At 51.5% G+C, this 16,586-nt stretch carries 15 protein-coding genes and 1 tRNA gene; 3 read left to right on the forward strand and 13 right to left on the reverse strand.

The window, feature by feature from the left end:
* Nucleotides 1-23 precede the first annotated feature (23 nt).
* Both BJL95_RS04360 and BJL95_RS04370 read right to left on the reverse strand, forming a co-directional pair.
* Entirely contained in the window at nt 24-404 is a 381-nt protein-coding gene (locus BJL95_RS04360; RefSeq protein ID WP_064031702.1) for a hypothetical protein, read from the reverse strand.
* Between the two features lie 553 nt (nt 405-957).
* Nucleotides 958-1,779 (reverse strand): lytic transglycosylase domain-containing protein, encoded by an 822-nt coding sequence (locus BJL95_RS04370; RefSeq protein WP_254786681.1) that lies wholly within the window; start codon nt 1,777-1,779, stop codon nt 958-960.
* Between the two features lie 691 nt (nt 1,780-2,470).
* On the opposite strand from BJL95_RS04370, the gene BJL95_RS24470 reads away from it, so the two are divergent.
* Nucleotides 2,471-2,689 (forward strand): hypothetical protein, encoded by a 219-nt coding sequence (locus tag BJL95_RS24470; protein ID WP_139306125.1) that lies wholly within the window; start codon nt 2,471-2,473, stop codon nt 2,687-2,689.
* Nucleotides 2,690-2,711: 22 nt separating this feature from the next.
* On the opposite strand, the gene BJL95_RS04375 is transcribed toward BJL95_RS24470, so the two are convergent.
* The 4 genes from BJL95_RS04375 to BJL95_RS04390 are packed head-to-tail and all read right to left on the reverse strand — an operon-like array spanning nt 2,712 to nt 6,081.
* Complete coding sequence (locus BJL95_RS04375; RefSeq protein WP_254786682.1) at nt 2,712-3,071, reverse strand: hypothetical protein; 360 nt, start codon at nt 3,069-3,071, stop codon at nt 2,712-2,714.
* 33 nt (nt 3,072-3,104) lie between these two features.
* Nucleotides 3,105-3,989: a CPBP family intramembrane glutamic endopeptidase gene (locus BJL95_RS04380; protein ID WP_071155792.1), complete on the reverse strand. Its 885-nt coding sequence runs from the start codon at nt 3,987-3,989 to the stop codon at nt 3,105-3,107.
* Entirely contained in the window at nt 3,989-4,717 is a 729-nt protein-coding gene (locus BJL95_RS04385; RefSeq protein ID WP_071155794.1) for a 16S rRNA (uracil(1498)-N(3))-methyltransferase, read from the reverse strand. The genes BJL95_RS04380 and BJL95_RS04385 overlap by 1 nt, the downstream gene beginning before the upstream one ends.
* Nucleotides 4,717-6,081 carry an adenosylmethionine--8-amino-7-oxononanoate transaminase gene (locus BJL95_RS04390; protein ID WP_071155845.1) on the reverse strand — a complete coding sequence of 455 codons (1,365 nt, stop codon included), beginning with the start codon at nt 6,079-6,081 and terminating at the stop codon, nt 4,717-4,719. Before BJL95_RS04390 ends, BJL95_RS04385 begins: the two co-directional genes overlap by 1 nt.
* Nucleotides 6,082-6,365: 284 nt before the next feature.
* Here BJL95_RS04390 and BJL95_RS04395 point away from each other — a divergent pair, with 284 nt between their 5' ends.
* Entirely contained in the window at nt 6,366-8,381 is a 2,016-nt protein-coding gene (locus BJL95_RS04395) for a TonB-dependent siderophore receptor (protein WP_254786683.1), read from the forward strand.
* A gap of 80 nt (nt 8,382-8,461) precedes the next feature.
* Here the strand turns inward: BJL95_RS04395 and ahcY are convergent, their stop codons facing one another.
* From ahcY to rpsU, 7 genes are all read right to left on the reverse strand, one after another.
* Nucleotides 8,462-9,754 (reverse strand): adenosylhomocysteinase, encoded by a 1,293-nt coding sequence (ahcY, locus tag BJL95_RS04400; protein WP_064031708.1) that lies wholly within the window; start codon nt 9,752-9,754, stop codon nt 8,462-8,464.
* A gap of 14 nt (nt 9,755-9,768) precedes the next feature.
* The gene (gene metK / locus BJL95_RS04405) at nt 9,769-10,929 is read right to left on the reverse strand and encodes a methionine adenosyltransferase (RefSeq protein ID WP_071155847.1); all 1,161 of its coding nucleotides are present in this window, start codon (nt 10,927-10,929) and stop codon (nt 9,769-9,771) included.
* A 66-nt stretch (nt 10,930-10,995) separates the two neighbouring features.
* A tRNA-Ile gene (locus tag BJL95_RS04410) sits at nt 10,996-11,072 on the reverse strand.
* A gap of 5 nt (nt 11,073-11,077) precedes the next feature.
* Nucleotides 11,078-12,889 (reverse strand): RNA polymerase sigma factor RpoD, encoded by a 1,812-nt coding sequence (rpoD, locus tag BJL95_RS04415; RefSeq protein ID WP_071155798.1) that lies wholly within the window; start codon nt 12,887-12,889, stop codon nt 11,078-11,080.
* A 150-nt stretch (nt 12,890-13,039) separates the two neighbouring features.
* Nucleotides 13,040-14,758, reverse strand: a complete 1,719-nt coding sequence (gene dnaG, locus BJL95_RS04420) for a DNA primase (RefSeq protein WP_071155800.1) — start codon at nt 14,756-14,758, stop codon at nt 13,040-13,042.
* 17 nt (nt 14,759-14,775) lie between these two features.
* Nucleotides 14,776-15,225, reverse strand: a complete 450-nt coding sequence (locus tag BJL95_RS04425) for a GatB/YqeY domain-containing protein (protein ID WP_071155802.1) — start codon at nt 15,223-15,225, stop codon at nt 14,776-14,778.
* Nucleotides 15,226-15,233: 8 nt separating this feature from the next.
* Nucleotides 15,234-15,467, reverse strand: coding sequence for a 30S ribosomal protein S21 (gene rpsU, locus BJL95_RS04430; protein ID WP_020483611.1), 234 nt, complete (start codon nt 15,465-15,467; stop codon nt 15,234-15,236).
* A 102-nt stretch (nt 15,468-15,569) separates the two neighbouring features.
* Here rpsU and tsaD point away from each other — a divergent pair, with 102 nt between their 5' ends.
* Nucleotides 15,570-16,580, forward strand: coding sequence for a tRNA (adenosine(37)-N6)-threonylcarbamoyltransferase complex transferase subunit TsaD (gene tsaD, locus BJL95_RS04435; RefSeq protein ID WP_071155804.1), 1,011 nt, complete (start codon nt 15,570-15,572; stop codon nt 16,578-16,580).
* The last annotated feature ends 6 nt before the right edge of the window (nt 16,581-16,586 follow it).

The following is a 16,586-nucleotide window of genomic DNA, read 5'->3' on the forward strand; positions in this document are numbered from 1 at the left end:
CAGCCGGCTAAACCGTGACGAACTTAGTGCGCGGCGTTATAGACTTTCAACATTTCCTTATAGATTTCCAGCGTGGCTTTCAAGCTCGCAGGACCTTCCGCGTCGCCGTTTTCCAATTGCTCGCGAGCGGTTTTCAGACGATCACCGGCTTTTTGGCGCAAGCGTTCGGTCTGCTCGTAGCGGAATTCCTTTTGCAATTGACGCACATCGCTCAGCGCTTTCAGGACTTCGGCTTTATCGGCGCCCTTTTCCACCAAACTCACGGCTTCTTCGACTTTCGCTACTGTGCCTTCAGCGGCGGCACGAACTTTGGCATCGCCCGCGCTGTTTGCAAATGCCGGAACGGAAATTGTCGCAGCCATCAAGCACAAAGCCGCCAAAGTTTTTTTAATCGGATTAATCATTAGGTTTCCTGTCTTAATTGTTTAAATTTCCCTAATAAATCTATGTTATTACCACCCATTTATTAGTGCATATTCAAATGCACCGGCATGCTATCACAGATCAAAGCAACACCGTTAAAACAGAAAAATGACAAGCAATAACCTTATTAATACAGGGTTTAATAATCAGAAAATCCCCCGCGATTAGCCATTCAAATTGCAAGAAATTTCACTTAGAAATTAAATCGGAATGACCAATAGAAAGCGACTCGATATTAATAGACGAGGTCATCGATATTTGAAGCGGACACCCAAGACATACCTACCTTGGGCGATACCAAGAACAACCTGAAAAATACATCACGGGAATGCAACTGCCCAGCGAAAATCGACGCTGATCTTTTAATGTTCACGATTGCAACGATAGTTCCGACGGTCCGCTCGCGCCGACACTTCAAGAGCGACGCGAGCTCCCCCACCATCCACCAGTCAAACTCACGCTAAAACGGCAAGCGACAAATCGGCTCCGACAAATATTGAGAAATAAGCCGCCAGTTTTCCTGATTGTTAGCTCTTATTCGGCCGCCACGTATTGTCCGGGCAATGCTGGGCTTTCGTATTGAATGCCTTCCGGAAAATATGCCAACGAATTATTGGCAATTTCACGAGCCGCCAGAAACTGTGCATAATAGTTTCTGGACGCGAAACCGAACGCAGGACCGTCATAGCTTTCCACTATCCGAACGAAATCACGACCCGCCTGATTTTGAGCGCGTTTCATACCGCCGATACCGTGATTGTACGAGGTCACCGCAGCCGGCCAATCGCCGAGCTTAGCGTAGGCGTAACTCAGGTAACGCGCCGCACCGGCCGCAGAGGCAAAAGGATCCAGACGTTGGTCGAAACGGTCGCCACCTGGCATAAAGGTTTTTGCGGCAGCCTTGGTAAACTGCCACATGCCGACCGCTCCGGCGGAGGACTTCGCCGCCGGCTGAAACGACGATTCAACATGCGGTAAATAAGCCAGATCCTCGGGCAAACCAGCATCGCGAAACACTTTGCGGAATTGCAAATCGTAGCGACCGCTGATTTCCATCCCTCTTTTGAAGCGCTCCCGAGTTCCGCGCTGCGAGCGCAAACGCTCTGATGAGCCAGCCAATATCGTCGTCAGCGGCTTCCCGGTACTTTCCAAGCGAGCGATCAAATCCCTATCGTTGTTACTTAACGCCGCGTTGTAACGTAATTTGGTTTCCAAACCTGACAGCTGAGATTTCCAATATTCGCGGCGTTGGCTGATCAGTTCTTTTTGCACGCTGGTCAAGCCTTCTCCTACGTAGCCGGGCAAAGTCATCACTTCATAGACAATGTCCAGATACCTATCATCATGAAACGCCACCTGCGATCGCGACCATACCGCATAGGTATTTCGCCAAAAGCCGACTGCCGGCTCCAACTCCGCAGGCTTTGGGAAAATCCCAACATAAAATTCCGGTTGCAGCAACGCAGGTTGCGGCGAGCGTCGCTGCGACTGCGGTTGTTGTACACTGTAAGGCTTGAAGCCGGCCAATTTTTCTTTTTTGACCGAAGGACTGCTGCACGCACTTAACAGTGCGAACATCATCAACATTGAGACTAGATGTGACTGAAATCGGCTCATGGAAATTTCGAAATTGACAATTGCGCAACCGAGGCACTCCAGCCAAAAATGGCCGCACCCTGGGATTCTTGGAATTTCAAGGAATAATAGCGCTTATTTCGAAAGTTCGTGAAGATTGGATTAAAAAGTGGTCAATTTTTTTATGCAAAACTCGATAAACGTTTTCGCGTCAGCTATACCGATATTAAAAACTGGTCGATATTCAAGCGCGCCACGGATAGGCATGCGTATCGCACGCCGCGAGCGTAACAAATATCGCGCATGACCAAGACTCGACCCTTTTTCAAATTGCGGAAAATTTGTGCAATACTTTGAGAACTTCTGGATAATTCACAATACCGAAGAAAAGACTACGAGAAAATGTTGAATTAGCAACAGATATTATTCGTTATCCGCAGTATCCTCAAACGCTTGTCGGCAAGGAGGATCTATGAAAAAAACCGCAATGCACCCTATGTTGTGCTCCCGCTGTGGAGACGAGATCAGTATTTCGGATCTACCGTTTTTGGAAAATAGCCGCTTATGCGCACTATGTAACAGCATACATTTTGAGTTTACAGATTTTGGCGCTAAAACCGATCAAAAACTTAAACAATTTTTGAAACCAGTCCCGCCATTCCACTCTCAAAGCAAAGAAGCGACCGGTTGACCAGTGTCGGGGTGGTCGGTTATCACTGCTTCAAATTTTTGTAACCCTCTTCGCTTTCGCGCATGATTTTCTGGCCCTCTTCCATCATGCGACGCGCCTCTTCCAGCTTGCCCTGAGCATCGCGTTGCATGATCTCGGCACGCTCGACCATTTGCTTACCCTCCTGCCAACGGCTACCCAACTGTGCAATTCCTTGACTATCACGTAGCATTTGATCGCCCGATAGAATTTTTTCCCGGGCTGGCTTCGCAGGTTCGCCAGCGCACCCGCTCAACGTAGCGGCCGTCAGGAAAATAGCAGGAGTTACGAATAACGGTGCGAATTTGCGCATCTGAATTTCCTCTTTTTTACCTAAGAACAACTTAATAAAAATTATCGCCACCAGAAAACCACCGCTGCAAAGGCGACTACACCTCTAGTGGGCTCGACTTCCCCCAACTAAGCCAAATCGGACACCAGCCAGCACCAACAACAACCAAACGCTAACCAAAGGCCCGATGACTCCGTCATAATAGGTATTCACTAAATACAGTAGCTTCGACTGCAAATTAACGTTAAAAAAATCCCTAAAGACTTTTATCTGCCAAACCCAAGCCGCATGGCAACCAACACAAAGCCCCAGCGATTCCGTCCAACGCAACCTGATGGTCGCCAGAAAACAACCGACAACCAATAGAGCGATGAGCGCGGTCAAGATGTCGGGGTTCAACCAACTGCCGAACGCTTCTCCAAGCAGTTTCATACCTGAAAAAGGTGTTAGTTCGGCATACGGAATCAGAGATGTACTTTTTAAGAAATGCAGGGCGGCGTAATACAGCGAACTCAGTACGACCGCAATCGAGAGTGGCAAGACGCGCCGCAACGCCGTCAGTAACAACCCGCGGAATAATAACTCCTCACCGACACCAATCAATAACGAGAAAAACAACCCCAAACCGAGTTTTTCAGCAACTTTGTTGACACTCCAAACCCGACTGTCGTCCCAGACATGCACCCCTAGTCCGTAAAGTACGATTAACACGGGCAATAGGCTCGCCAAACCCAGTAAGAACCCCCAACCCATCTGCCGAAAAAACACTTCGCGCGATGCGAAGCCAAAATTCGACCAATCCAGCCGCAAATAGTGCTTCAACGGCCATACACTTAGCAACAGCAGCACCAATGTAATCTTACTAACTAACTTCGCGAGCGGCAGGACATCACCCACCAGCAGCAGAACGCCGTAACCGATAAACCCGGCGACAACGGCCAATAATAGTAACAAAGCTAGCGGCGCCAGCAACGCAATCGCGGTCCGCATTAACGAAAATCCCCCCACAAGGCCTGCACTGCGGCCAATGCCGCTAGGACCGCGGTTTCGGTACGCAAGATCCGCCCTCCCAACTTGACAGGGATAAAGCCAGCCGATTTGGCAGATTCCCGCTCCGCCTCGGAAAACCCACCCTCCGGACCGGATAGCAAGGTCACGGTTTCACCCTCCGGCCTAAAATCGGCCAAACTGAAATCAGCATACGGATCGAGAAATAGGCGCAACCCGGTTTGTTCCGACGCCCACTTAGGCAAGTCGGCTAAGTCCGCCAATTCCGGCAGAATGGTTCGGCCCGACTGTTCGGCCGCATGTTGAATGATGCCCCGCCAGTGAGCTTGACGCTGTTGCTTTTTATCCTCGTCAAATTTAATTACGCAACGCTCGGTGACCAACGGGGTCAGACTTGCAACACCCAGCTCTACCGCCTTCTGCATCGCCCAATCCATGCGATCGCCCCTCGACACCCCAATGCCAAGTATTACCTTTAGCGGCGTTTCGACATTACGCTCGATACGGCTTTCTACTCGTGCACTAACCGTTTTACGACTAACTTCGTCCAAACGACAAAAATATTCATCGCCCAAGCCGTTGAATAATATAACTTCGTGATCCTGCTTTAGTCTCAGCACGCTACGCAAATAGTGAGCGCGCGTCTCGTCAAGTTGGACGCTGCCCCCAACCTGTAGCGGCTGGGGAATATAGAGACGAGAAACCCTCATTAGTCCTGCACCGCCAGCTGCACACCCTGCCAGGCCACCTCAACCATCAACTCGATCTCCGCTTCGTTGATCACGTATGGCGGCATGAAATAAATAACGTTTCCAAGCGGTCTCAGCAACACCCCTTGGGCCAGCGCATGCCGGTAAACCCGTAACCCTCGCCTTTGTTGCCAAGGGTACGGCTCTCGCGTCCGCTTATCCTTCACTAATTCTATCGCCGCGATCAGACCTGTTTGACGTACTTCTCCGACCTGGGGATGCTCGCGAAAGCGTTCCAGCGCCCCCGCCAATACCGCCGCCAAGCGCCTATTGCGCGCCAAAACGTCTTGTTGTTGAAAAATACCGATGGTCGCGAGGGCGGCCCTACAACCCAAGGCATTACCGGTATAACTATGCGAATGTAGGAATGCGTTCAGGTTTCGATACTCGTCGTAAAATGCCCGATACACATTATCGGTGGTCAATACGGCCGAGAGCGGCAGATAGCCGCCGGTCAATCCTTTAGAAAGACAAAGAAAATCCGGACTAATACCGGCCTGCTCGCAGGCGAAGAGAGTACCGGTACGTCCGAAACCGACCGCAATTTCGTCGGCGATCAAATGCACCTCGTAACGATCACAAGCGTCGCGCAGCAATTTCAAATACACCGGATCGTACATACGCATATTGCCGGCACATTGCACCAAAGGTTCGACGATCACCGCGCTCACGGATTCGGCGTGTTCAGCCAAGGCTTCTTCCATCGCCTTGAAGCGGCGACTTGAGTAATCCCGCCAACTTTCGCCAGGCTCGCGAAAATAGCAATCGGGCCCCGGCACGCTGATTACATCCATCAATAGCGGCGCATAGGTTGACTTGTACAAGGCAACATTGCCTACCGCTAAAGCACCAAGCGTTTCGCCGTGGTAACTGTTCTCCAACGTGATGAAGCGGTTTTTTTCAGTCTTACCCAGATTACGCCAGTAGTGAAAACTCATTTTAAGCGCAATTTCTACAGCTGCCGAACCACTGTCGGCGTAGAAACACTTATTCAAGCCAGCCGGCGTAATTTCCACTAATTTTTCGGCAAGCTCGATCGCGGCTTGATGGCTAAATCCACCAAGTATCACGTGTTCAAGAGTATCGAGCTGGTCTTTAATGGCTTGGTTTATCGTTGGATTAGCGTGACCGAACAGATTGACCCACCAGGAACTGATCGCGTCCAAATAACGGTTGCCGTTGAAATCCTCCAGCCAGACGCCGCTACCAGACTTGATCGGGATCATCGGCAATGCCTCATCCCCGCTTAATTCATAGTCTTTCATCTGGCTACACGGATGCCAAAGCACAGCCAGATCGCGTTCGATTAAAGCACGGTTGTTCAACAATATCTCGCAATGGAAGAGTGGTGACTTGACGACAATATTGTGCCATTTTTCTCAGTCCGACGATTATCTTCGCCACCCGGAAGGAACGCTGGTCGCACCAGCAACTCGGCAAATTGGAAACACTTCAATTCAAAATGGCCAGTTGCACTAAAATTCCATCAGACTCCAGCTGCAAGACGAACATTCGAGCCCATCTTAACAAAACATGATAGATCGCCTGAAAGTGGGAATTTTACACAAGTATCGGTCAGCCGCGCATTCTGCTACGACCGACGACGCGTTTGTTTTCGCCTTTTGCTGCGGACGCTCACATGCTTAGAACTTTGGCGGGAATAATACTGATCCTGCCGAGCCTCGCCGCGGCGGCTCCCGATCCTGGATCGGTGGATCTAACCGATCTGTCAGTAGAACAATTGCTGAATGTTCACGTTATCAAGGCATCCAGACTTGGCTCATCCGTCGCCCATGCCCCAACGTCCATTTCGATACTCACCGGAGAAGATATCCGGACGTTCGGGTGGAGAACCTTAGCCGACGCCTTAAATAGCTTACGCGGCATCTTTCTCAGCAACGACCGCAATTACACCTATCTAGGAGTTCGCGGATTTGCCCGAAGCGGAGATTATAATTCCAGGGTCTTGTTGATGATCGACGGCCAACGCATGAACGAAAATGTCTACGATGGCGGTTACATCGCCCAGGAATTCATGCTCGACATGGAGCTGATCGACCGCATCGAATACGTGCCGGGCTCCGGTTCGTCTATCTATGGCGCAAACGCCTTTCTAGGCATGATCAATGTCATTACCAAGACAGGCAAAGGGATAGACGGTGCGCTAGCATCCGGCCAAATAGAAAGTTTCGACACTTACAAGGGCAGAATTAGCTACGGCAAAACCTTGGAGAACGGTGCGGATTTAGTATTTTCCGCTTCGCATTATGATCGCGCCGGAGTCGATAATCTGTATTTTCCGGGATACGATACGCCAGAAACGAATAACGGCATCGCCCAAAACCTCGACACCGAAAAAGCCGACCGGCTATTCGGCAAAATCGCCTACCAAAATTGGACCTTGAGCGGCGGCTATGTGAGCCGCGGCAAGCAAGTGCCGACCGCCTCTTACGACGCCATTTTCAACGATCCCCAGTACTTCACTAACGACAAGCAATTCTTCACGAATCTTAAGTATCTAAAAGCGCTCGATACCAATAGTTCTGTTTCCGCGAAAGGTTTTTTCCAGGGCTACGACTACTACGCGGATCAACCTACCGGAACGGAAAACGCCCGCGTCATCAATTACGACGAAGCCAGCGGTCGTTGGTTTGGCGGCGAAATACAGTTGACAACGACTGCATTTGATATACACAAACTGATTGCCGGTCTGGAATATCAGTACGACCAACGCCAACGACTAATCAACTACGACAAAGATCCTTATTTCAGCTATGTAGCCGGCCATCGTAACGGTCATCGGCTGGAGCTGTTCGTTCAAGATGACATAAAGCTGGATACGAATTGGATATTCAGCGCCGGCCTACGCTTGGACTATCATCACATGTTGAAAAACTTGCAGCTCAATCCCCGGCTCGGTCTGATTTGGACCGCAAGCGACAACCTCTCGGCCAAACTCTTGTATAGCTCGACATTTCGAGCTCCCAACGCCTGGGAGCGCGACTACAATGCCTTTGGCATCATCCCGAATCCCAAGATGCACGAAGAACAAATCAAGAGTTACGAAGCAACTGTTGAATGGCATTCCAATGACAATCTTCGCCTGTTGGGCTCGCTTTTTTTCAACGACATCTCCAACCTGCTACAGGCTGCTCCAACTGGCGATATTGACGGAAATTACTCCGTTATGAATGTTGGCAAGTATCATGCGTATGGCGCCGAATTCGAATCCGAAAAGCGTTGGCGGAACGGCCGTTTGTTTAAAGCCTCCTACACCTATAGCTGGTTAGAGGACCACAACGCCGACGAAACCTGGAGCAACGATTCGCCCCAAAATCTGCTCAAACTGCATTTCGCCGAGCCTCTCTTCGATGATCGATTGCGACTGGGGATTGAAAGCATATTCGTCGATCAACGTAAAACTTACTGGGGAACCAGTGCCCGTGCTTATGAATTGATCAATCTAAATCTGAGCTCGGATAAGTTGATCCCAAAAACGGATATTTCCTTCGGCGTATACAATGTATTCGACTCCCATTACGAAATGCTCGGCCCCGATCAACGCGCGAACGTGTTGAAAATGAATGGCCGAGAATTTCGCTTAAAAGCCGAAATTCGGTTTTGAGCTACGCCGCCGGGAATCTACCGAATAATCAGACCACAAAAAAGGGGGCCTACGCCCCCTTTTTTATTACTATCCCGCTATTAATAACGGTAATGGTCCTGCTTGTAGGGTCCATCCACCGTGACGTTAATATAAGCTGCCTGCTCCGCGGTCAACTTGGTCAATTTCACGCCGATTTGCGCCAAATGCAGGCTGGCGACCTTCTCGTCCAACTTTTTAGGCAGCACATAGACTTTGTTTTCATAGGCCGAAGCGTTGTTCCAGAGCTCGATTTGCGCCAAAACCTGGTTGCAGAACGAATTGGACATCACGAAACTGGGGTGGCCGGTTGCGCAACCCAAGTTCACCAGCCGGCCTTCCGCTAACACGATAATCCGCTTACCGTCCGGGAAGATGACGTGATCGACTTGCGGCTTGATGTTTTCCCAGGGATATTGGCGCAACGAGGCAATATCGATCTCGGAATCGAAGTGACCGATATTGCAGACGATGGCCTGATCACGCATCGCCTTCATGTGATCGTGAGTAATCACGTGAACGTTGCCGGTCGCGGTGACAAAAATATTCGCCAGCGAGGCAGCCTCATCCATCGTCACAACCCGGTAACCCTCCATCGCCGCTTGCAACGCGCAAATCGGGTCGATTTCGGTAATCAAGACAGTGGCACCCAAGCCGCGCAACGACTGCGCACAACCTTTACCGACATCACCGTAACCGCAAACCACGGCGATTTTACCGGCCACCATCACGTCGGTCGCACGCTTGATGCCATCCACCAGCGATTCGCGGCAACCATACAGATTATCGAATTTGGATTTGGTCACCGAATCGTTGACGTTGAAAGCCGGAACTTTTAAAGACCCCTTGGCGACGCGTTCGGTCAACCGTAAAACACCGGTCGTGGTTTCTTCCGACAAACCTTTAACATCGGCCATCAGCTCCGGAAACTTGTCGTGCATCATATTGGTGAGGTCACCGCCGTCGTCCAATATCATGTTCGGCCGCCAGCCGTTCGGTCCGAGAATGGTTTGTTCGATACACCATTCGGCTTCGGCTTCGGTCTCACCCTTCCAAGCAAACACCGGAATGCCTGCGGCAGCAATCGCGGCGGCGGCGTGATCCTGGGTCGAAAAGATGTTGCACGATGACCAGCGAATTTCCGCACCCAGCGCGGTCAAGGTTTCGATCAGCACCGCCGTCTGGATAGTCATATGCAAACAGCCGGCGATACGCGCGCCTTTCAGAGGTTGCGAGGCTCCGTATTCGGCGCGCAAAGCCATCAAACCCGGCATTTCGGTTTCGGCGATTTTGATTTCCTTACGGCCCCAATCCGCCAGGGCCATATCGGCGACTTTGTAATCATTTTGCGTCATGTTAATCTCCTTGATTAAACGCCGGCCGCATCTTTCAATGCTTCGGCCTTATCGGTTTTTTCCCAACTGAAGCTGGCTTCATTGCGACCAAAATGGCCGTAAGACGCAGTGGGGCGATAGATCGGTTTCAACAAGCCTAATTGGGCAATCAAACCTTTCGGGCGCAAGTCAAAGTGTTCGCGAACGATTTTGACCAAGCGCTCTTCTTCGATTTTGCCCGTACCGAAGGTTTCAACGGTAATCGAGGTCGGTTCGGCAACGCCGATCGCATAAGAAACCTGAATCTCGCAACGCTCGGCAAGACCGGCCGCGACGATGTTTTTTGCGACGTAACGCGCCATATAGGCCGCGGATCGGTCGACTTTCGACGGGTCCTTTCCGGAAAACGCGCCGCCACCGTGACGAGCCATACCGCCATAGGTATCGACGATAATTTTCCGGCCGGTCAAACCACAGTCGCCGACCGGGCCGCCGATGACGAATTGACCTGTCGGGTTAATGAAGTATTTGGTGTCTTTATGCAGCCATTCTTTCGGCAAGGTTGGCAGGATGATTTCATCCATCACCGCTTCTTCCAACAATTTCCCACCGACCTCCGGCGAATGCTGAGTCGACAGCACTACGGCATCAATCGCCACCGGCTTATTGTTTTCGTAGCGGAATGTGACCTGGCTTTTCGCGTCCGGACGCAGCCAAGGCAAGGTCTTGTTTTTGCGAACTTGCGCTTGGCGTTCCACCAACCGGTGCGCATAAGTAATTGGCGCGGGCATCAGCACATCGGTTTCGTTACTGGCATAACCAAACATTAAACCTTGGTCGCCGGCACCTTGTTCATGATCTTCGGATTCGTCGACGCCCATGGCAATATCGGCGGACTGCTTGCCAATGGCATTCAATACCGCGCAACTGTTGCCGTCGAAACCGATATCGCCGTGGTCGTAACCGATTTCGCAAACCACCTTTCTGACCAACTCTTCGGTGTCGACCCAAGCACTGGTAGTCACTTCGCCGGCCAACACAACCATTCCGGTCTTAACGAGTGTTTCGCAGGCCACCCGTGCCCTAGGATCCTGGGCTAGAATCGCGTCGACAATGGCATCGGATATTTGGTCGGCGACTTTGTCGGGATGACCTTCCGATACCGACTCAGAGGTAAAGAGATAGCTTTTGTTCACGGTGATGGACCTCGCAATTAACGTGGCGAACATAGAAAAGGCCGCGAGTACGGCCTAGAGTATCAATGGTGGGCCCTGTAGGACTTGAACCTACGACCTGCCGATTATGAGTCGGAAGCTCTGACCAACTGAGCTAAGGGCCCCGGTATTATTCATCTAGGAAACAGCGAAGCTGCTCCGAACGGGATGGGTGACGCAGTTTTCTCAGCGCTTTAGCTTCGATCTGCCGGATTCGTTCGCGGGTAACGTCGAATTGCTTCCCGACTTCTTCCAATGTATGGTCAGTATTCATGTTGATACCGAAGCGCATACGCAACACTTTCGCTTCCCTTGCCGTCAATCCAGCCAATACGTTTTGAGTGGACTCGCGAAGACCCGCGATTGTAGCAGATTCTATCGGTGATAACATCTTCGAATCCTCGATAAAATCCCCCAAATGCGAATCCTCGTCGTCGCCGATCGGAGTTTCCATCGAAATCGGCTCCTTGGCTATTTTCAGAACCTTGCGAATTTTATCTTCCGGCATCTCCATCCGCTCCGCCAACTCCTCCGGAGTAGCCTCCCTGCCAAGCTCTTGCAGGATTTGTCTCGAAACCCGATTCAGCTTATTGATGGTCTCGATCATATGCACCGGAATTCGAATCGTTCTGGCCTGATCGGCGATAGAACGAGTAATCGCTTGGCGTATCCACCAAGTCGCATACGTTGAAAACTTATACCCGCGGCGATATTCGAATTTGTCGACGGCCTTCATCAGACCAATATTGCCTTCTTGAATCAAATCAAGAAATTGCAAGCCACGATTGGTATATTTTTTAGCTATCGAAATCACCAACCGCAAGTTCGCTTCGATCATTTCCTTTTTGGCGCGCCGAGCTTTAGCCTCGCCGAGCGAGATATTCCGACAAATATTTTTCAACACCGAGATGCTCAAGCCATACCGAGCCTCGATATCGGCCAGTTTTTGTTGCACGGCGACAACATACTCGCGATGCTCGTTTAAAACCCCGGCATAGGCAGGATGTTGCTGGACATAATGATCTAACCAAGCGATATTGGCTTCATTTTCAGCAAATGCATTGATAAAGTCTTTGCGTGGCACCTTCGCCTTTTTAACGAAGACTTCCAGCACCGCTTTCTCTTCCTCCCGAATTTGAGCGATCAGCTCTTCGGAAATAGAAACCATTCTTTTCAAATATTGCGGAGTCCATTTGAACTCGCTAAAAATCTCGTCCAATGCGTCGAACAGTTTCTCGGTTTTGTCATGCCCGTAACCATGCTTCTTAATCGAAGCGGTTACTGCTTTAAGCGCTTTTCTGAGCTGATCGACTTTTTCCTTGACTTCATCGTAATCGACGACCTTAGATTCCTCTTCCGCTTCCTCCGTCGGCGCGTCAATATCGACAGCCTCGACTTCGATCTCCGCCTCTATTTCCGACAAATCAACGAAACCGGTTACTAAATCACCCAATCGCACACCAGACTCTTCGTCCTTGACCGAATCGAACGTCTCGATAAACGATTCAACGATAAAGCCGGAGCGGGAGATAGCCCCTACAACTTGCCGCTGACCCTCTTCTATTCGCTTGGCGATTTTTAATTCTTCTTCGCGGGTTAAGAGCTCAACAGACCCCATTTCGCGCATGTACAGGCGTACCGGATCAGTGGTTCTACCAAATTCACTATCCACCGACGCCAATGCCGCAACCTCGGCCACTTCCTCGTCGTCGTCCGCGGTGACAACCGCGTCCGAGGCAATCAACGAATCATCATCGTCTGGCGCAACCTCATAAACTTGAATGCCCATGTCGTTGATCATGCCGATAATATCGTCGATCTGCTCGGGATCGATGATATCGCTCGGCAGGTGGTCATTGACCTCCGCATAGGTCAAATAACCTTGCGCCTTGCCTTTCGCTATCAGCTGTTTAAGTTGAGATTGCTGTTGTTCTTGATTCATTCTTCACTCACAATACGTTTTCAGCACCAAGCGCCGCAGAACCGGTAATTATATCTCGAAAGCCTGCCACGGTCACCCCCTATAAAACCACTCCCCGATCCGTTTTTAAGCGCTACAGCGCATCATACGATTAGGCTTCCAGAGAGAGAATCAACCTTCCCGCAACAAACCGCGCAGCTGCTCTCTCTCCGCGTCACTCAAGCCCTCTTTGGTCTCCTTTTCGATCAGCCGATTCAACAACAGAGTCCGTCCTTGTTTCACAAGCTGATGCAGCGCCCCCTCGAACTCGGCAACTTCACCGCCCTCCGGCAAACCTAAATCGACAACCCCGAGGGCACCGACGACTTTTTCCTGATCAGTATTCCGGTACCGTTCAATTAAAATGGCGCTGCTTCCGGGTTTTTCAAGCGCAATCGTCGCCAACAAATCACGCAGCAACTCGGCACCAGGAAAATCCAACCCATTCAACGATTCACCCGGAATCTCAGCAGCTTTGGCAACATTTGGATATTGCAACAATAAAGCAATCACCTTGCGCGCCAAGCTCATTTGCTTGCCACCACCCCGCCTTACGGGATTGGGCATCGTCGTTTTAAGTGTAGCCGCGTTTTCAACAAGCTCCACCGCGGACAACTGGTACAACCGAGCCAACATCATGTCTTTGAAAAATCCCGGCTGCACCTTGTCGATCAAAGGCTTCGCCTTGCTCGCCAACCCCGAACGACCTTCGACGGTCGCCAAATCGAGCCCATCGGTGACATTCTCGAACAAGTAGTCGGAAAGGACTCGCGCCGTTGCAATTCGTTCCATGAATTTGGATAAATTTTCAGCCCTGATCAACGAATCGGGATCATGTCCTTGAGGCAATAACATAATTTTAATCTGCCTTCCGTCCCGCAAGCACGGTAAGGCCGCCTCAACCCCCTTCCAAGCCGCCTGACGGCCAGCATTGTCGCCGTCGAAACAAAAGACCAATTCGGAGGTATATCGAAATAATAAATCGACATGCGCCTTGGATAGCGCCGTACCCAACGCGGCCACGGAATTCACCACACCGAATTGAGTGAGCGCGATCACATCCATGTAGCCCTCGACCACAAGAATCCGCTCGGGTTTGCCGTTCTCGCTTAACAGTTCGCAGAGCCCATACAACTCTCTGCCCTTTGAGAACACCGACGTTTCCGGCGAATTCAAATATTTAGGCAGACTGTCATCCAAAACTCGTCCGCCGAATCCGATCACGCGCTTACGCTTGTCGCGAATAGGAAACATCAACCGCCCCCGGAAACGATCATAAGCCTTGCCATCGTCCTTAACGACCAACATACCGGCTTCGATCAAGGCTTCGCGAGGGAGTCGCCCGACCAACGCATCCCAGCGATCCGGCGCATAACCGAGCATGAATTTCCTGGCCACATCGTCACCAACCCCGCGAGCACGCAGGTACTCGACAGCCCGACCCGCCTCCGGACTCTTGCACAACTGCTCGACGTAAAACCCGGCGACTTTTTCCAGCACCTCGTAAACGGAAGTAAGATTGCGAGACTGCGTCGCATCGGACGACTGAAACTCCCTCGGCACCTCGACACCGGCAAATGCCGCCAAATCCTCGACTGCCTCGACAAAACCGAGATGACTGAAATCCATCAAAAAACTAATGGCGTTGCCGCTGGCACCACAACCGAAGCAGTGATAAATCTGCCGATTGCGGTTAACTGAAAAACTGGGAGTCTTCTCTGTGTGAAACGGACAACGGGCCACAAAATTCGAGCCCGTTTTCTTGAGGGGAACATGGGAGTCTATCAGGTCGACAATATCGACCCTGACCAACAAATCGTCGATAAACTGGCGGGGTATCCTGCCGGACATATTACCGCCGCAAAGGGTTACGCAGTCAGCCGAGCCTTGATTCTCGCACTGACCTGAGCCATGTCGGCACGTCCTTGCATTTTGGGCCTGAGCACATTCATAACAGCGCCCATGTCCTTTATCGTTGCCGCACCGGTTTCGGCTATCGCACCGGCGACCAACGCATCGATTTCGTCATCGCTTAAAGGCTGCGGCAAGAAATCCTGGATAACCAGCACTTCGGCCTCCTCTATTTCCGCCAAGTCGGTGCGCCCGGCATCGCGAAATTGCCGAATCGACTCGCGCCTCTGCTTGAGCATTTTATCGAGCACGATCAACACCCGATCATCGCCCAGCTCAACCCGCTCGTCGACTTCGACTTGCTTGATGGCGGCCATAATCAGACGAATCACGCCCAACCTGGCTTTATCGCCGCCCTTCATCGCGGCTTTCATCTCTTCCTTGATACGCTCCTTTAAAGCATCCATGGCCAGACTTAAATTTGCGGACGACCGCGACGCAGATTTTTCAGCGCATAACGCTCGCGAGCCAGCTTTTTCAAATGACGTTTTACAGCGGCGGCGCCTTTGCGTTTACGCTCGGTGGTCGGTTTTTCGTAGAACTCGCGACGACGAACCTCGGCCAATACACCGGCTTTTTCACAAGCGCGCTTGAAGCGACGAATCGCGATATCGAAGTGTTCGTTCTCTTTAACTTTTACTGAAGGCATTAGCAATAATCCGAATTGTGTTAGTATCTGGTTGAAGCCTAGGGCATGCTACCCATGTGAAACGTTCGATTATACCGACAATTTCCATTTCTTCAAAAACTAATGTATGTCTTAGGGATAGAAACCTCGTGCGACGAAACAGCTGTCGCCGTTTATCACTCGAATCGAGGCTTGATTGCCCACACTTTGCACAGCCAGATTCCCACGCACCGCGAATACGGCGGCGTGGTTCCGGAACTGGCATCCAGAGATCACATCCGCAAGCTGGTACCGCTGATCAAGTGCGTATTGGCAGAAGCCAATTTATCAGCGGATTCGATTAACGGGATTGCCTATACAGCCGGCCCCGGCCTGATGGGCGCTTTGCTGGTGGGTGCCGCCGCAGCCCGCGGCCTGGCCTGGAGCTGGCAAATCCCTGCAATCGCCGTTCATCACATGGAAGGCCACCTGCTGGCGCCAATGCTGGAGGCGGAACCGCCGGAGTTTCCGTTCGTCGCTCTGTTGATTTCCGGCGGCCACACACTGTTAATCGAGGTGGAAGGGATAGGCCGCTACCGGCTGCTGGGCGAGTCACTGGACGATGCCGCCGGCGAAGCCTTCGACAAAACCGCTAAAATGCTGGGCCTAGCTTATCCGGGCGGACCCAAGTTGGCCGAACTGGCGACTTTTGGCCGGGAGCGCTTCAAGCTTCCAAGACCGATGACGGATCGCCCCGGACTGGACTTCAGTTTTAGCGGCCTAAAAACTTTCACGCTGAACGCGTTGGCCGCTACCGAGCAAACCCAGCAAGATAAAGCCGACATCGCCTACGCCTTTCAACAAGCGGTCGCCGACACCTTGCAGATCAAATGCTGGCGCGCATTGCAGCAAACCGGGCTAAAAACTCTGGTCGTCGCCGGCGGCGTCAGCGCGAACCAAGCGATTCGAGCTCAATTGCAAACGCTAACCGACCGAACCGGCTGCCGCATTTATTTTCCAAGGCCGGAGTTTTGCACCGACAACGGCGCGATGATCGCTTACGCGGGCTGCCAGCGCCTATTGGTGGGCCAGCACCAAGACCTGGAGATTTTCGCCAGGCCGCGCTGGCCGATGGAAGAATTGCTAACGATCTAAGCGCTT

This window comes from Methylomonas sp. LWB, from assembly GCF_001856095.1.
Lineage (GTDB): Bacteria > Pseudomonadota > Gammaproteobacteria > Methylococcales > Methylomonadaceae > Methylomonas > Methylomonas koyamae_A.